The sequence below is a fragment of the Paenirhodobacter sp. YD-8 genome (assembly GCF_056590935.1).
The window spans coordinates 1,348,943-1,364,245 of record NZ_CM152649.1; the positions used below are offsets into that span (position 1 = coordinate 1,348,943).

At 67.5% G+C, this 15,303-nt stretch carries 13 protein-coding genes; 11 read left to right on the forward strand and 2 right to left on the reverse strand.

Annotation, left to right across the window (positions count from 1 at the left end; genetic code table 11):
• The first annotated feature begins 12 nt into the window (after positions 1–12).
• From AC0QTQ_RS06615 to AC0QTQ_RS06640, 6 genes are all read left to right on the forward strand, one after another.
• Positions 13–2,370, forward strand: coding sequence for a sulfatase-like hydrolase/transferase (locus tag AC0QTQ_RS06615; protein WP_480258803.1), 2,358 nt, complete (start codon positions 13–15; stop codon positions 2,368–2,370).
• A gap of 214 nt (positions 2,371–2,584) precedes the next feature.
• Entirely contained in the window at positions 2,585–3,634 is a 1,050-nt protein-coding gene (locus AC0QTQ_RS06620) for a UDP-glucuronic acid decarboxylase family protein (protein ID WP_480258804.1), read from the forward strand.
• A 2-nt stretch (positions 3,635–3,636) separates the two neighbouring features.
• The gene (galE, locus tag AC0QTQ_RS06625) at positions 3,637–4,626 is read left to right on the forward strand and encodes a UDP-glucose 4-epimerase GalE (protein ID WP_480259201.1); all 990 of its coding nucleotides are present in this window, start codon (positions 3,637–3,639) and stop codon (positions 4,624–4,626) included.
• A gap of 29 nt (positions 4,627–4,655) precedes the next feature.
• A complete protein-coding gene (locus AC0QTQ_RS06630) occupies positions 4,656–6,470 on the forward strand; it encodes a glycosyltransferase family 2 protein (RefSeq protein WP_480258805.1) in 1,815 nt (604 codons plus the stop codon).
• Positions 6,467–7,363 (forward strand): glycoside hydrolase family 26 protein, encoded by an 897-nt coding sequence (locus tag AC0QTQ_RS06635; RefSeq protein WP_480258806.1) that lies wholly within the window; start codon positions 6,467–6,469, stop codon positions 7,361–7,363. Before AC0QTQ_RS06630 ends, AC0QTQ_RS06635 begins: the two co-directional genes overlap by 4 nt.
• Before the next feature lie 231 nt (positions 7,364–7,594).
• Positions 7,595–7,876 carry a hypothetical protein gene (locus AC0QTQ_RS06640; RefSeq protein ID WP_480258807.1) on the forward strand — a complete coding sequence of 94 codons (282 nt, stop codon included), beginning with the start codon at positions 7,595–7,597 and terminating at the stop codon, positions 7,874–7,876.
• A gap of 75 nt (positions 7,877–7,951) precedes the next feature.
• On the opposite strand, the gene rlmJ is transcribed toward AC0QTQ_RS06640, so the two are convergent.
• On the reverse strand, positions 7,952–8,749 hold the full coding sequence (rlmJ, locus tag AC0QTQ_RS06645) for a 23S rRNA (adenine(2030)-N(6))-methyltransferase RlmJ (RefSeq protein WP_480258808.1): 798 nt from the start codon (positions 8,747–8,749) through the stop codon (positions 7,952–7,954).
• A 536-nt stretch (positions 8,750–9,285) separates the two neighbouring features.
• A complete protein-coding gene (locus AC0QTQ_RS06650) occupies positions 9,286–9,489 on the reverse strand; it encodes a DUF1127 domain-containing protein (protein ID WP_121533924.1) in 204 nt (67 codons plus the stop codon).
• 308 nt (positions 9,490–9,797) lie between these two features.
• On the opposite strand from AC0QTQ_RS06650, the gene AC0QTQ_RS06655 reads away from it, so the two are divergent.
• The 5 genes from AC0QTQ_RS06655 (at position 9,798) to AC0QTQ_RS06675 (ending at position 15,280) form a co-directional block, all read left to right on the forward strand.
• On the forward strand, positions 9,798–10,862 hold the full coding sequence (locus AC0QTQ_RS06655; RefSeq protein WP_480258809.1) for an Mrp/NBP35 family ATP-binding protein: 1,065 nt from the start codon (positions 9,798–9,800) through the stop codon (positions 10,860–10,862).
• A 733-nt stretch (positions 10,863–11,595) separates the two neighbouring features.
• Positions 11,596–12,084, forward strand: coding sequence for a division/cell wall cluster transcriptional repressor MraZ (gene mraZ / locus AC0QTQ_RS06660; RefSeq protein WP_245965278.1), 489 nt, complete (start codon positions 11,596–11,598; stop codon positions 12,082–12,084).
• A gap of 3 nt (positions 12,085–12,087) precedes the next feature.
• Positions 12,088–13,104 (forward strand): 16S rRNA (cytosine(1402)-N(4))-methyltransferase RsmH, encoded by a 1,017-nt coding sequence (rsmH, locus tag AC0QTQ_RS06665; RefSeq protein ID WP_480258810.1) that lies wholly within the window; start codon positions 12,088–12,090, stop codon positions 13,102–13,104.
• Entirely contained in the window at positions 13,101–13,484 is a 384-nt protein-coding gene (ftsL, locus tag AC0QTQ_RS06670) for a cell division protein FtsL (protein WP_121533928.1), read from the forward strand. The genes rsmH and ftsL overlap by 4 nt, the downstream gene beginning before the upstream one ends.
• A complete protein-coding gene (locus tag AC0QTQ_RS06675) occupies positions 13,481–15,280 on the forward strand; it encodes a peptidoglycan D,D-transpeptidase FtsI family protein (RefSeq protein WP_480258811.1) in 1,800 nt (599 codons plus the stop codon). The genes ftsL and AC0QTQ_RS06675 overlap by 4 nt, the downstream gene beginning before the upstream one ends.
• Positions 15,281–15,303 lie beyond the last annotated feature (23 nt).

Sequence of the window (15,303 nt, forward strand, 5' to 3'; positions counted from 1 at the left end):
CGGAGGACGATCTTGCGTGAGAAGCAGGGGGAGGCGCGCGGCCTGAACGAGATCCGTTCGGCGCGCGTGATGTGGGCGGGGGCGCTGCTTGGGCTGGTGCTTCTCGGGGTGCGGATCGTGGCCCTGCGCGGCGATCTGGCGGGACTGTCCCTTGATGACGGGGCCGAACTCGTGCTGCGCGGCATGTGGCAGGACTGGCTCATCCTGCTGGCGCTGACCTATGCCACGATCACCGTGCTGCGCGGCGAGGGGCCGCGGGCGGGGCGGGTGGCGGCGGCGCTCTATGGCGTGCTCGCGAGCCTTCTGATGCTGTGGGGGATCGGCAATCTCGTTGCCCTCGACATGCTGGGGGCGCCGGTGACGATGGACTGGGTCGCCTATTCCGACATCGCCCATACCGACGTGATCCTCGACAGCATCTGGCACCTCGTCTCGCCGCTCGCCTTCTTCGGCGTGGCCGCTCTGGTCGCGGCGCTGGTGCTGGGCGCGCGCGGGCTTGCCGGCTGGCGCGCGCCGGGGGCGGCGCTCTTGCTCGGCCTCTTCGGGCTGGGCATCGTCTCGGGCGCTGCGCTTGACTCTGCGCCCACCGGTGTCGCGCGGGCGCGTCTGGTGAACCCGGTCTGGGCCTTCCTGCGCTCGATCGGCCGCGCCGATGGCGATGCCGCGGTTGCCGCGCTGGAGCGGGGCAATGCGCAAAGCGCCTTTGCCACCGTGCCCGGGCTGCCGCGCCCGGCCGATCCGCCGAAGAAGATCCGCAACGTGCTGCTCTATGCCTATGAATCGACGCCCGCGCGCCGGGCCGAGGGCTGGGAGGGCACCGTGCCCGTCACCCCGCACCTGAAGGCCGAGCTTTCCCATGCGCTCGCCTTCGATCGCGCCTATGCACATGTGCCGGCCTCGAACTATTTCCTTGTCTCGGCACTGGCCGGGCTGGTCCCCGAGCTTTCGACCACCTCGATGACCGAGACCGGGGTTCTGGCGGGCTTCCCGAGCCTCGCGCGCGAGATGCAGAAGGCCGGCGCGCGCACCGCTTTCTTCAACTCCTCGGACAACCGGTTCCAGAACACCGGCGGTTTCGTCACCGAGATGGGCTTCGAGCATGTCGTCGATTATCGCGACTGGACCTGCGATCAGGGCGTGTTCGAGGTGCAAAGCGTCACTGACCGCTTCCTGAACACCTCGTCCGACCTGTGCACCGCCGACCGCATCGCCGAGTGGATCGACGCCGCGCCGAAGCAGCCCTTCTTCGTCACCTTCCGCACCGGGATGACGCATCACCCCTATTTCCCGGGGCCGGATCTGCAGCCCTATTCCGACGATCCGGACCTGAACCGCTATCTGAACGCGCTGTGGGTGGGCGACAGCGCCTTCGGGCGGCTGATGGACCACCTGCGCGAGACGGGGCTTGCCGACGAGACGCTGGTCGTCGTGCTCGGCGATCATGGCGAGGCCTTCGGCGAGCATGGCACCTATGTGCACGCCTCGGGGCTGTTCGAGGAGAACGTCCACATCCCCTTCGCCTTCATCAACCCGCAGCTTTTCTCCGGCAGCCGCAGCGACCTGATCGTCGGCATCACCGATGTCGCGCCGACGGTGGCGGACCTGCTCGGCCTGCCGCGCCCCTGGCAGTGGGAGGGGCATTCGGTCTTTGCGCCCGAGCGCCCCGACGGGGTGATGTTCTTCGCGCCCTGGAACGGGTTCCAGCTCGGTTTCCGCGAGGGCGCGCGCAAGTACATCTACAACGCCAGCACCGGCGAGAAGCGGTTGTTCGATCTGTCCGCCGATCCGCTCGAGACGGCGGACCGGGCGGGCGACGTCGCGGCGGCAGAGGCCGCTCAGGCGACGCTGGCCGCGGCTGTTGCGGGCCATGATGCGCATCTGGCGGCGGTGCTGTCGGGCAAGAAGCCCGCTGCCCCGGCCGTGGCGCCGACCGAGGTGGTGCTGACCGTCTCCGGCACGCGTTTCGATGCCCCGCCGAAGGGCTGGGTGATGCTCGACGGCACGGATGTCGGCGGTTTCGAGGTGCCGGGTGCGGCCGATACCACCCATGCCGCGGCCAGCGCCGCGGCGATCTCGGCGGCGATGACCGAGGTGCGGCTGCCGCTGGCCGCCGGCGCCTGCGCGCGTCGTCTGGATGTCTGGTTCCTGAATGACGACTGGGCGGGGGCCGGCAAGACCGGCGACACCGATCTGGTGATCCGCAAGGTGACGGTCGGCGCGACCACCTATTTCGCCAACCGATTCCGTCTGCTGACCGCGAATGCGGGCAAGATGGATGGCGAGGATTTCCGGCTCTGGCGCAAGGGCGGCGTGGCCATCGACCTGGATCTGCCGGCCGATTGCGTGAATGCGGCTTTGGCTGGAAATTAGGCGGTCACTCGCGCAAGGCGATATCCGGACATTGAGAATACAACCTATGGTATTGTTTGTGCATAATATTTAAACATCATGAACTTGATATGACTCAACAATAACAAGATTAAAAAGTATATAATAATCCCCGACTCCGGTAACCACTCGGTCCCGGAGCTTCCCGAAACGCAAGGAGGAAATGCGGTTCGGGGTGGAAAGGGGGGATATTATTATGACGAAGCGTAAGGCGTTTTCGATCCGCTTCGACCCTCAGGGCGAACAGCCCTCCGGGCGCAGCGGCAGGACGGTTCTGGTGGCGGGCGGGGCCGGGTTCATCGGCTCCAACCTGATCCGACGATTGCTTGACCAAGGCGACAGGGTGATTTGCGTCGACAATCTCTCGACCGGGCGGTTCGAGAATATCGGCACCCTGGTCACCCATCCGCGGTTCGGCTGGATCCAGCATGACGTGATCGAGCCTTTCACCGTCGCCGGGCCGATCGACCGGATCTACAACTTGGCCTGCCCGGCCTCGCCGCCGAAATACCAGGCCGATCCGGTGCACACCTTCAAGACCTCGGTGCTGGGGGCGATGAACCTGCTCGAGCTCGCCGAAGCGAAGCGGGCGCGCATCCTGCAAAGCTCGACCTCCGAGGTCTATGGCGATCCCGACTGCAGCCCGCAGCCGGAAAGCTATCGCGGCAACGTCAACACCGTCGGCCCGCGCTCCTGCTACGACGAGGGCAAGCGTGCTGCCGAAACGCTGTTCTACGAAAGCCACCGCACCAAGCGGGTCGATATCCGCATCGCCCGGATCTTCAACACCTACGGGCCGCGGATGGATCCCGAGGACGGGCGCGTGGTGTCGAACTTCATCGTCCAGGCGATCAGCGGCGCGCCGCTGACGGTCTATGGCGATGGCACCCAGACCCGTTCCTTCTGCTATGTCTCGGACATGGTCGACGCGCTGCAGATGCTGATGGAGGCTCCCGAGGCCACCCAGGCGATCTATGCGCCGGTGAACCTCGGCAATCCGGGCGAGTTCACCATGCTCGAGCTGGCGCAGATGGTGCTCGAACTGACCGGCGCGCGCGGCCCGCTCGTGCATCTGCCGCTGCCGAAGGACGACCCGCTGCAACGCCGTCCCGACATCACCCGGGCGCATAACCTGCTTGGCTGGGCGCCGAAGGTGGCGCTGCGCGAAGGCCTGCTGCCGACGATCGCCTATTTCCGGCAGGAACTTCTGGCGCAGCAGCGGATCAGTGCGGGTGGCGTGGCATGACCCTGCCGAAGACAGTGCTGGTGACCGGCGGTGCGGGCTATATCGGCTCGCACTGCTGCAAGGCGCTTGCCGAGGCGGGCTGTACGCCGGTCACCTTCGATAACCTCTCGCGCGGCCATGCCGATGCAGTGAAATGGGGGCCGCTGGTGCGTGGCGACCTGCGTGACGGGGCGGCGGTTCTTGCCGCCCTGCGCGCGCACCGGGCCGAGGCGGTGATCCATTTCGCCGCGCTCGCCTATGTCGGCGAAAGCGTGGCCGAGCCGCAGGCCTATTACGACAACAACCTCGGCGGCATGATCGGCCTTCTCGGCGCGATGCAGGCGGCGGGGCTGACGCAGATCGTGTTCTCCTCGAGCTGCGCGACCTATGGCACGCCCGACCGGCTGCCGATCTCGGAAGACATGCCGCAGGCGCCGATCAATCCCTATGGCCGCACCAAGCTCGTCTGCGAATGGATGCTGCGCGACGCGGGCGTGGCCTGGGGGCTGCGCCATGTCGCGCTGCGCTACTTCAACGCGGCGGGCGCGGATCCCGCGGGCGAGGCGGGCGAGCGACACGACCCCGAGACGCATGTGTTGCCGCTCGCGCTGCTTGCCGCCTCGGGCAAGGGCGGGCCGCTGCGGATCTTCGGCATCGATTACCCGACGCCAGACGGCACCTGCATCCGCGACTACATCCATGTCACCGACCTGGCGCGCGCGCATGTGCGGGCGCTGGACTATCTGGCCGGGGCGGGCGAGAGTGTGGCCCTGAACCTTGGAACAGGGCAGGGGGCTTCGGTGCGTGAGGTCGTGTCGATGATCGAGAGGGTGACCGGGCGCGCTGTCCCGGTCCTCGAGGAGCCGCGCCGTCCGGGCGATCCGGCGGCGCTTTACGCCGATATCGCGCGCGCCGGCGCCGTTCTGGACTTCCGGCCCGAGTTCGGGCTCGAGCGGATCGTCGCCGACGCCGCGCCCTGGTTCGGCCATGGGGATATCAAGGCCGGGCCATGAGCCGTCATCCTGCCCTGGAGCCGCGTCCGATGCTTGCACCGGTGGTGACGGGCCTCCGGGCCCTGCGCTATCGGCTGGTGATCGCGCTGTGGCTTCTGGCGGCGGGGTGGTTCTGGGCCTGGTGGCTGCAGCCCGCCCATGTCATCGGCCCGGCGCGCTACTGGCTTGTCACCGCGGCGATGGCCTGGATCTGGGGGATGCAGCTCTATTTCGTGCTGGTCTTCCTCTTTGCCCGCCGCTCGGCCGCACCCGATCCCGAGGTGGGGCGCTGGCGGGTCGCGATGGTGACCACCAAGACCCCCTCCGAGCCCTTCGCCGTGGTGCGCAAGACGCTCGAGGCGATGCTGGCGCAGGACTATCCGCACGACACCTGGCTTGCTGACGAGGACCCGTCCGAGGAGACCCGCGCCTGGTGTGCCGCGCATCGGGTGATGATCTCGACCCGCAAGGGGCTCGCGGAGTATCACCGCGCAGAATGGCCACGCCGGACCCGCTGCAAGGAAGGCAACCTCGCCTATTTCTACGACACCTGGGGCTATCGCGATTACGACATCGTCAGCCAGCTCGATGCCGATCACGTGCCGCAGCCGGGCTATCTGCGCGAGATGCTGCGCCCATTCGCCGATCCGGAGGTGGGCTATGTCAGCGCGCCCTCGATCTGCGCCGCGAATGCCGCGGAAAGCTGGGCGGCGCGGACCCGGCTGTATGCCGAGGCGGCGTTTCATGGCGTGTTCCAGGCGGGCTATACCGGGGTGCTGACGCCGATGTGCATCGGCTCGCATTACGCGGTGCGCACCGTGGCGTTGCAACAGGCGGGCGGGCTTGGGCCCGAGCTGGCCGAGGACCATTCGACGACGATGCTGGTCGCTTCGGCCGGCTGGCGGGGCGTGCATGCGATCGACGCGATCGCGGTGGGCGACGGGCCGGCGACGCTGCCCGATCTGGTGACGCAGGAATTCCAGTGGTCGCGCTCGCTGATGAGCCTGTTGCTGCGCTATACGCCCGGCTATCTCGGCCGGCTGCCGCTGCGGCTCAAGCTGCTCTTCCTGCTGTGCCAGAGCTGGTATGCGTTCTTCGCGATCACCATGGCGATGATGTATGTGCTGCCGATCCTGGCGGTGTGCTTCGACATCCGCTTTGCCGACGTCACCTATCCCGCCTTCCTCGGCCATTCGCTGCCCTCGGTCGTGGTGATGATCGCCTTTGCCTACATGATGCGCCACGACGGGCTGTTCCGGCCGCGCGATGCCAAGGTGATCGCCTGGGAGAAGGCGCTGTTCGTCATCCTGCAATGGCCCTGGGTGCTCTGGGGCTGCCTGATGGCGGTGTGGGACCGGGTGACCGGGCGCTTCGTCGATTTCCGCATCACGCCCAAGGGCGAGGCCGCCGCCGCGGTGCTGCCGCCGCGGATCTTCTGGCTCTACCTCGCTCTGGCGGCGGGCGCGATCGTGCCGGTGCTCATGGTTCCGGACGTGGTCCAGGCGCGGGGCTTCTACCTGCTCTCGATCATCAACGCGCTGCTCTATGTGACCTTGCTGGTGGTCATCCTGTGGCACCACCGCCGCGCCGCGCGGGCAAAGGGGCAGGCGCCGCGCGACGGCGCAGAATTCGCAAGATATGTCGCCGGTTTGACCCTTGTCATGGTGCTCTGTGCCGTGGGGATTACACTGCGAGGCGATGCGAGTCTTCGCGCACTCGCCGTCGGCCTTGCGCCGCTGAAACTGACCCGGGTCGAATATCTCGTCTCGGGGGCAGGCATGGGGCAGAACGGGGAAGTGCGGATCTTCTTCGCACCCGATCTGTCCGGCTGGTTCTCGAAGGAGAATGGGGAGGGGGAAAAATGAAACACTCTTTTTGGACGGGCATTGCCGCATGTGCCGCGGCGCTTTGTCTCGCGGGGCCGGTTCTGGCCGCTCCCGTCGAGGTGCCACCGGGAGACGTCCCGTTCGGGGTCTATGACCCGGACGGCGATTTCACCGACAAGACCCCGGTGGTGATCGAGCATCTGTTCCTGCCGTGGGAGGACGTCTACCTGCCGTCGCTGAACGATGCCGATCAATATGCGCTGGAACGGCACCGGGCACTTCTGGTCACGGTCGAGCCCTGGACCTGGTCGCGCAGCGAGCGCAACACCGCGCAATACCTGCGCCGGGGCATCGCACGCGGGGAATATGACCCGAACATGATCGCGATCTGCGACGTGCTCGCCACGCTGAAGAGCCCGGTGACCCTGCGTTTCGCCCACGAGATGGACGACACCTCGGGGCAGTTCATCTGGGCGGGCTGGAATCCCAAGGATTACATCTCGGCCTATCGCCACATGATCGACCTGTGCCGCGCCCATGCGCCCAACATCACCGTGATGTGGTCGCCGCTCGGCGAGAAGAACATGGCCGATTACTACCCGGGCGACGACTATGCCGATCTGATCGGGCTCTCGGTCTTCGGGCTGCAGGCCTGGGACCAGGCGAAATACGGCCATGACCGCACCTTCGACGAGATCTTCGCGCCGCGCTACGAGCGGGCCGCGCAGTTCGGCAAGCCGGTCGTCGTCGCCGAGCTCGGCTATGTCGGCAAGGCCGATTACGTCCAGATGTGGAAGGACAGCGTGCGCGTCGAGAAGAAGGAATACCCGAGTCTCGTCGGCGTGGTCTATTTCAACCAGCACGAGGTCTATCCCTGGCCGGAGAACTTCGGTGCGCCCGACTGGCGCATGAAGAACCAGATCCTGCAATAGGGGGCCGGGACGGCAGAATTTCGCCGATCTTCTGCCCCGGGGGCAATGACATGAAAACGCGGGGGAAATCACTTCCCCCGCGTTTTCGTTGATGCTGCCGCATCGGCGCCACAGTTTTGCCCCGCTCGCGCTTGGCTTGACGCGTAGGAACTTTTGTTGTGATCGATAGGGACCGAGAACGCAGGGCCCCAGAGATCACAGGGGTTCAACGCGTCACAGCACGAGGCAGGTATGACCATCTTCGACTTGATTTCCCGCACGGCTGCGGCCGCGACCGTCACCTTGATCGCGATCGCGCCCGTCCATGCCGAAACCGCAACCATCGACATCCTCCCGACCCACCGTGTGGTGGTGAAGACCGCGGCCGGCCACGGCTCTGCCCGGTTCGACTGGATGCGCCCGACCACGCCGGTCGTCGCCGAACGCGTGGCCTATGTCACGCCGCCCGGCAACGGCAGCTGGATCTGCTCGCCCTCGGGCTTCGGCTCGAAGTCGAAGTGCTATCGCCGCTGAGCGGCCGGCACCGGGCCATCCGCACCTGACCTCTGATGCGCCCGGCGTGACGGCCGATCCGTCGCGACCGGGGCCTCAGAGGCTGCGGAACAGCTTCGCCAGACGATTGGCCTCGTCACCGAGGCCCCAGGGCGGGTTCAGCACGACCATGCCCGATCCGATCATCCCGTGCCCCTCGCGCGCGGGCGGGAAGCGCACCTCGCTCAGCAGGGCATCGGGATGCGCGGCCATCAGCGCGCGCACCATCGCGGCCTGCGCCGGCGCCACCGCGACCGTGGGGGCAAGCACCGGATACCAAAGGGCGATCACGCCCACGTTCCACTTGCGCGCCACCTGGCCCATCAGCCGCGGGATGGTGTCGTAATCGCTTTTCACCTCCCAGCTCGGGTCGATCAGCATCAGCCCGCGGCGCGGCGTCGGCGGTGCCATCGCGAGCGCCATCGCCAGCCCGTCCTTGTGGTGCAGCACGCCGCCGAAGGGTGCCATCGCGGCGCGCAGCGCCTCGAATTCGCGCGGGTGCAGCTCGCACAGCTGGAGCGAGTCGATCGGCCGCAGCAGGTTCGCCGCGACGAGCGGCGAGCCCGGATAGGCCCGCGCGCCATGCGCGGCCCGCACCGCGGCAAGGGCCCTGGCATAGGGATGGGCGGGCGGGAACCAGCCCAGCTTCTCCACCCGCTCGATCCCGGCTGCCGCCTCGCCGGTCTTCACCGCCTCGGCCGCGTCAAGCGCATAGAGCCCGCGGCCCGAATGGGTCTCGAGATAGCTCAGCGGCTTTTCCTTGCGGGTCATGTAGTCGAGCATCACCGCAAGCAGGGCGTGTTTGTGCACGTCGGCCAAGTTTCCGGCGTGGTAGATGTGTTGATAGGACAGCATGGCTTCCTCCGTTCACCCCTCAATGCCGTCGCCCGGTGCGCTCCGCAAGGGCGGGCATGCAGGTTTGCGAAGATGGGGGCGGAAATGGAAACGGCGGCCCCAGGGAGGAGGAGGGGGCCGCCGTCCGAACCATGACCCCAGGGAGGAGGAGGGGGCCTTGGTATGGGTGGCACCGCTCGGGAGGAGGAGTGAGCGGCACCGTAGCCGTCGGCCCAGGGAGGAGGAGGGGCCTTCGGTATATCGAACGGCGACCCCAGGGAGGAGGAGGGGGTCGCCGCCTGTCACGACGGGCCGGGAGGAGGATGGCCCTTCGCAAGTCTCGCGCCGAGAAGAAAGCGCGGTGCCCTCAGGGAGGAGGAGGAGGGCACCGCCTTCTTTACGAGACCCCAGGGAGGAGGAGGGGGCCATCGCATCGGCTTTCCGGCAGTGCCTTGCGGCTGGGGCCGGTATAGGGTGGCGGTGCCCTCAGGGAGGAGGAGGAGAGCACCGCCGATTTCCGAGGCCCAGGGAGGAGGAGGGGCCTCAGGAAGGGAAACTTATTTGCCGTAGGCGGCCTCGAGGGCCACGCGGGTGATCATCGAGCGATGGATCCCCAGATCTTCGAGCTCGGCGCGCGACAGCGACTTGAGCTCGCGCATCGTCTGGCGGAACACCTTGCGGCGGGCGATCCCGTCGCGGATGCTGGCAACCAAGGTCGCCAGGCCGAAGTCGGCGGTGCGGATGTCGGTAACCAGAGCCATCGTCTCAACCTTTGGTCTTCGTCGTCTCGTCGTCTTGCGGTGGCAACGTCGCCACTGCTGTTGACGCAAACATGGCCCCAATGCTGCAGCTGCACAATGGCCCTGAGGTGCAATGCTGCCATGCAGAAACTGCATAATAGGTGCTGACCTAATATTTGGTCATTTCACCCAACGTCACACGACATTTTATGTTCTGAAGATGCGTGTTTCGGCCAAATTTCGACGCGACTCCAGTTTGCGGCGATTTTGCGCCCTTGAACTCCGCGGCCAAAACGACACAGTTCCGGCAAAAATCGGCGGAGAAGATCATGGCTCTGAGCAAGGAAACGGTGCTTGAGGCGCTGAAGCGAGTCGCGCTTCCGGGGGGCGGCGACCCGGTCACGCAGGGATTCGTGCATGCGCTGGCGGTCGAGTCGGGCGTTGTGCGCTTCGTTCTCGAGGGGGCGCCGGGCCCGGCGCTCGAGGCGCTGCGGCCGGCGCTCGAGGCGGCGGTGAGGGCGCTTCCCGGGGTGGAGAGTGTCACCGTGGTGGTGCCCGCGGGGCCGCCGCGCGGGCTTGGGGGCGGGCCGAAGATCGGTGGTCATCCGACGCCGCAGGCGGGAAAGCTGCCGGTTGCCGGCGTGCGCCACGTGATCGCGGTGGGCTCCGGCAAGGGCGGCGTCGGCAAGTCGACGGTCTCGGCCAATCTTGCGGTGGCGCTCGCGCGGGCCGGCAAGCGGGTCGGCCTGCTCGATGCCGATATCTACGGGCCGAGCCAGCCGCGGATGATGGGCGTGACCAAGCGCCCCTCCTCGCCCGACGGCAAGACCATCGTGCCGTTGCAGGCGCATGGCGTCACCCTGATGTCGATCGGGCTGATGCTGAAGGAGGACGAGGCGGTGATCTGGCGCGGCCCGATGCTGATGGGCGCGCTGCAGCAGATGCTGGGCCAGGTGCAATGGGATGCCTATGGTCCGCTTGACGTGCTGATCATCGACCTGCCGCCCGGCACCGGCGACATCCAGCTGACGCTGTGCCAGAAGACCGAGCTTGACGGCGCGATCATCGTCTCGACGCCGCAGGACATCGCCATGCTTGACGCGAAGAAGGCGATCGACATGTTCCGCCGGCTGAACACCCCGGTGTTCGGCCTGATCGAGAACATGTCGACCTATGTCTGCCCGAACTGCGGCCACGAGGCGCATCTGTTCGGTCATGGCGGGGTCGAGACCGAGGCGGCGCGGCTTGGGCTGCCGTTCCTCGGTGCGTTGCCGCTCGACCTCGAGGTGCGGCTCGCGGGCGATTCGGGCACGCCCGCCGCGGCGGGGGAGGGGGCGCCGGCGCGCGCCTATGCGGCGATCGCGCGGGCGTTGATCGCCTCGGGCGCGGTCTGAACCGGCGCCGATCCGGGAAATCACGGGAAAGGGGCGTCCTGCGGGGCGCCCCTTTCGCTTGGTGTGGCCGGCGTGTCCCCCGCGGTCCGGCGCGGGATTTCGCGGGACAGGTGCCGGTGCCGGGGGTGCGCGCGGGATTTCATGGCACTTGCCGGGCGAAGGCGTCGATTCACGCCGAATCACCGCTGCGTGAACCGCCGTGATCGGCCGAGAATCAGTCCTTGCCTGTGGGATATTCGCCACGCCCATTCTGGCCGGCGGGAAATTGTGGGATTTGTCCGGGAAAAGATGACCCCACTAGATCTGGTGTCTTCATCGGCAATTGAAACGATTTGTGCCGTAATTTGTCATGAACTTGCCACAATCCCTTGAGTCTCGAATGGGTTATCCACAACATATCCACAGCTAGTTTGCGGCTGGTCCCGTCTTTTCCCTTGCTATCCCACCCCTGCCCGTGGCATCCCTTGCTCATCGAGAAGACGGGAACGAGGCAACAAGACCTCACGGCGAAAAGAGCAGATTTCATACAGGCACCCGCTTCACGAAACGAAGAGATCCGGCGCGCGAGCGAGCAGCATCCCCCAGGTGGCGCGCGCAGTCGGACAGCCCAGCGATGGGAACGAGGGCGGCGGATCGGACAGTGGCAGCAGTCCGATCCGCCGTTTTCATTACCGGGACCCCGGTTCCGGAAGCCACCAGAGGGGAAGGGGACAGGAGACAGGCCTTGGCGGGCATGTTCATCGGCGAATACACCTTCAAGGTGGACAGCAAGGGTCGCGTGTCGATCCCCGCGCTGTTTCGTCGTGAGCTCGAGGAGGGCGACCCCGAGGCCAAGGCCACCGGCCGCCCCCGCATGGTCATCGTCTACGGTGCCGACACCCAGAAGATGCTGCAGGTCTATTCCTACGAGGGCTTCCAGAAGCTCGCGGCAGAGATCAACGCCCGTCCCTACACCGACCCGCGCCGCGCGATCCTGCAGCGCCTCGTGCTGAACAAGGCCCACCCGACCGAGATCGATCCGGACGGCCGCCTTGTTCTGCCCGCGACGCTGCGCGGCCGGCTCACGCTCGAGGGCGAGGCCTATTTCGCCGGCATGGGCGAGACCTTCGAGATCTGGAAACCCGAGACCTTCGCCGTGGTCGATGCCGCGCGGATGGAAAAGCTGCTGGCCGAGATGGGCGAGGACTTCGACCCGCTCAGCCTGCTCGGTGGGGAGGGCTGAGGGATGAGCGGACCCGAGACCCAAGACGACGCCCCGCATGTTCCCGTCCTGCTGCGACCGCTCCTGAAGGCGGTCGCGCCTGTTTCGGGCGTCTGGCTCGACGGCACCTTCGGCGCGGGCGGCTACAGCCGCGGGCTGCTGGCGGCGGGCGCCGAGCGGGTGATCGGCGTCGATCGCGACCCGGCGGTGTTCGAGATGGCCAAGGCCTGGCGCGGCCCCTATGGCGACCGGCTGGTTCTGGTCGAGGGCACCTTCTCGGAGCTCGACAGCTATGCCGCCGAGATCGCGCCCGAGGGGCTTGACGGCGTGGTGCTCGATCTCGGCGTGTCCTCGATGCAGCTCGATCAGGCCGAGCGCGGATTCTCCTTCATGAAGGAGGGCCCGCTCGACATGCGCATGTCGCAGTCCGGCCCCTCGGCCGCCGACATCGTCAACGAGGCCGACGAGGGCGTGCTGGCCGATATCCTGTACCATTACGGCGAGGAACGCGCCTCGCGCCGCATCGCCCGCGCGATCGTCGAGGCCCGCGCCACCGCACCCTTTGCCACGACGCGTCAGCTTGTGGCGGTGATCGAGCGCTGCCTGCCGCGGCCGAAGCCCGGGCAGAGCCATCCGGCCACGCGCTCGTTCCAGGCGCTGCGCATTGCGGTGAACGACGAATTCGGGCAACTTGCAGCAGGCCTCGAATCCGCGGAGCGCGCGTTGAAACCCGGTGGCAAGCTCGCCGTCGTCACTTTCCATTCCCTCGAAGACCGGGTGGTCAAGCGCTTCTTCCAGGCGCGCTCCGGCCGCACGCCCGCCGGCTCGCGCTATGCCCCCGTGCAGGCGGTCGAGATTGCGGCCTTCACCCCGGTGACGAAGAAGCCCGTCGGCCCCGACGAGCAGGAGCTTGCCGAGAACCCGCGCGCGCGCTCGGCGCTTCTGCGCGTCGCGATCCGCACCGAGGCGCCGGCCGGCCGCGCCGACCGCGCCGCGCTTGGCCTTCCCGCCCTTCCCGCCGCGACAGGACGCCACAGATGAGGACGCTGCTCTATCTCGCCACCGCGCTTTGCGTCATGGGCCTCGCCTTCTGGGCCTATCACGTGAACTATGCCACGCAGGACCGGCAGGGTGAGCTGCGTGCGCTGAAGAACGAGATCGCGTCGCTGCAGGAGGGGCTGAGCGTGCTGCGCGCCGAATGGGCCTATCAGAACCGTCCCGACCGGCTGCGCGAACTCGTCAACATGAACTTCACCGAGCTGCAGCTCCTGCCGCTCGCGCCCGAGCAGTTCGGCGCGGTGGGGCAGGTCGCCTATCCGAGCCCGGATGCGCCCGCCGCCGAGACCGCCGCGCCGCTTGCCGGGATGAAACCGATCGATGTCGTCAACGCGCCCGACGCGCTGCTGGAGGAAGGTCAATGATCCGCACGCCGCTTCGCCCGCTGGCCCGCATCCTTGACGCCCGCGCCCGCGGCGAGAATCCCGACGCGATCGAGCGCGAGAACATCCGCCTGCGCGGCGAGGCGCTGCGCGAGCGCGCCCGCACCACCGCCGAGGGCCGGCTCCTGATGATGGGCGTGCTGTTCCTGGCGGCCTTCGTCACCGTCGGGCTGCGGATGGGGACGCTCGCCGCCTCGACCCCCGAGGAGCCGCAGCTGGGCGATTCCGCCCCCGCGATCCTGGCGCAGCGCGCCGACATCACCGACCGCGAGGGGCGGGTGCTGGCGACGAACCTCGTCACCCACGCGCTCTATGCGCAGCCGCCGATGCTGGTCGATCCGGTCGGCACCGCCGACAAGCTGGTCAAGATCTTCCCCGACCTGAACCACGACCGCCTGGTCAAGGACTTCACCGGCGCGCGCAAGTTCGTCTGGATCAAGAAGAAGATCTCGCCCGAGCAGCTGCAGGCGGTGCATGACATCGGCGATCCGGGCCTGCTGTTCGGCCCGCGAGAGATGCGGCTTTACCCGAACGGTTCGGTCGCGGCGCATGTGCTGGGGGGCGCGCGCTTCGGCGCCGAAGGGGTGAACTCGGCCGAGATCGTCGGCGTCGCCGGCGTCGAGAAGGCCTTTGACGGCTGGCTGCGCGATCCGGCGAACAAGGGCGCGCCGCTGCAGCTCTCGATCGATCTGACGGTGCAGGCCGCGCTCGAGGAAGTGCTCGACGGCGGCATGAAGCTGATGGATGCCAAGGGCGCCTCGGCGGTGGTGATGGATGTGCATACCGGCGAGATCGTGGCGATGGCCTCGCTGCCCGATTTCGACCCGAACGACCGGCCGGCGCCGCTGACCAAGGGCGATGCCTCGGACAGCCCGCTGTTCAACCGCGCGGTGCAGGGCGTCTACGAACTCGGCTCGACCTTCAAGATCTTCGCGGTGGCACAGGCGCTGGAGCTTGGCCTCGTCAACCCCACGACGATGGTGCAGACGCAGTCGCCGATGGTCTTCGGTCGCTTCCGCATCCACGATTTCCACAATTACGGCCCGCAGCTGTCGGTCACCGACGTGATCGTCGAATCCTCGAACGTCGGCACCGCACGCATCGTGCAGATGATCGGGCCCGACCGGCAGAAGGCCTTCCTCGAGAAGATGGGCTTCCTCGCCCCGACCCCGGTCGAGCTGAGCGAGGCGCCGACCGGTCGGCCGATCCTGCCGGCGAAATGGTCCGAGATCTCGGCGATGACGATCGGCTATGGCCATGGCCTCTCGGCCTCGCCGCTGCATCTGGCCGCCGCCTATTCGACGATCGCGAACGGCGGCCGCCGGGTCGAGCCGACGCTGGTGCACGACCCGCGCCATCAGGAAGGCGACCGGGTGCTGAGCGAGGAGACGGCCAAGCGCGCCCTCGCCATGATGCGCGCTGTGGTGACGCGCGGCACCGCCTCGTTCGGCGACGTGCGCGGCTATCAGGTCGCCGGCAAGACCGGCACCGCCGACAAGGTCAAGCCGACCGGCGGCTATTACAAGGACAAGGTGATGGCGACCTTCGCCGGCACCTTCCCGGTGACCGACCCGAAATATGTGCTGATCCTCAGCCTCGACGAGCCCTCGACCTTCGTCGCGGGCGAGAACCGCCGCACCGCCGGCTGGACCGCGGTGCCGGTCGCGGGCGAGGTGATCCGCCGTGTCGCGCCGCTTCTGGGCTTGCGCCCCGAGGGCAACACCCCCGACGTGCTCGACGGCATCCAGCTGGTCGTGGCGAAGGCCGGCAGCCACTGATCCCGGGCCGCACGGGCGCGCCG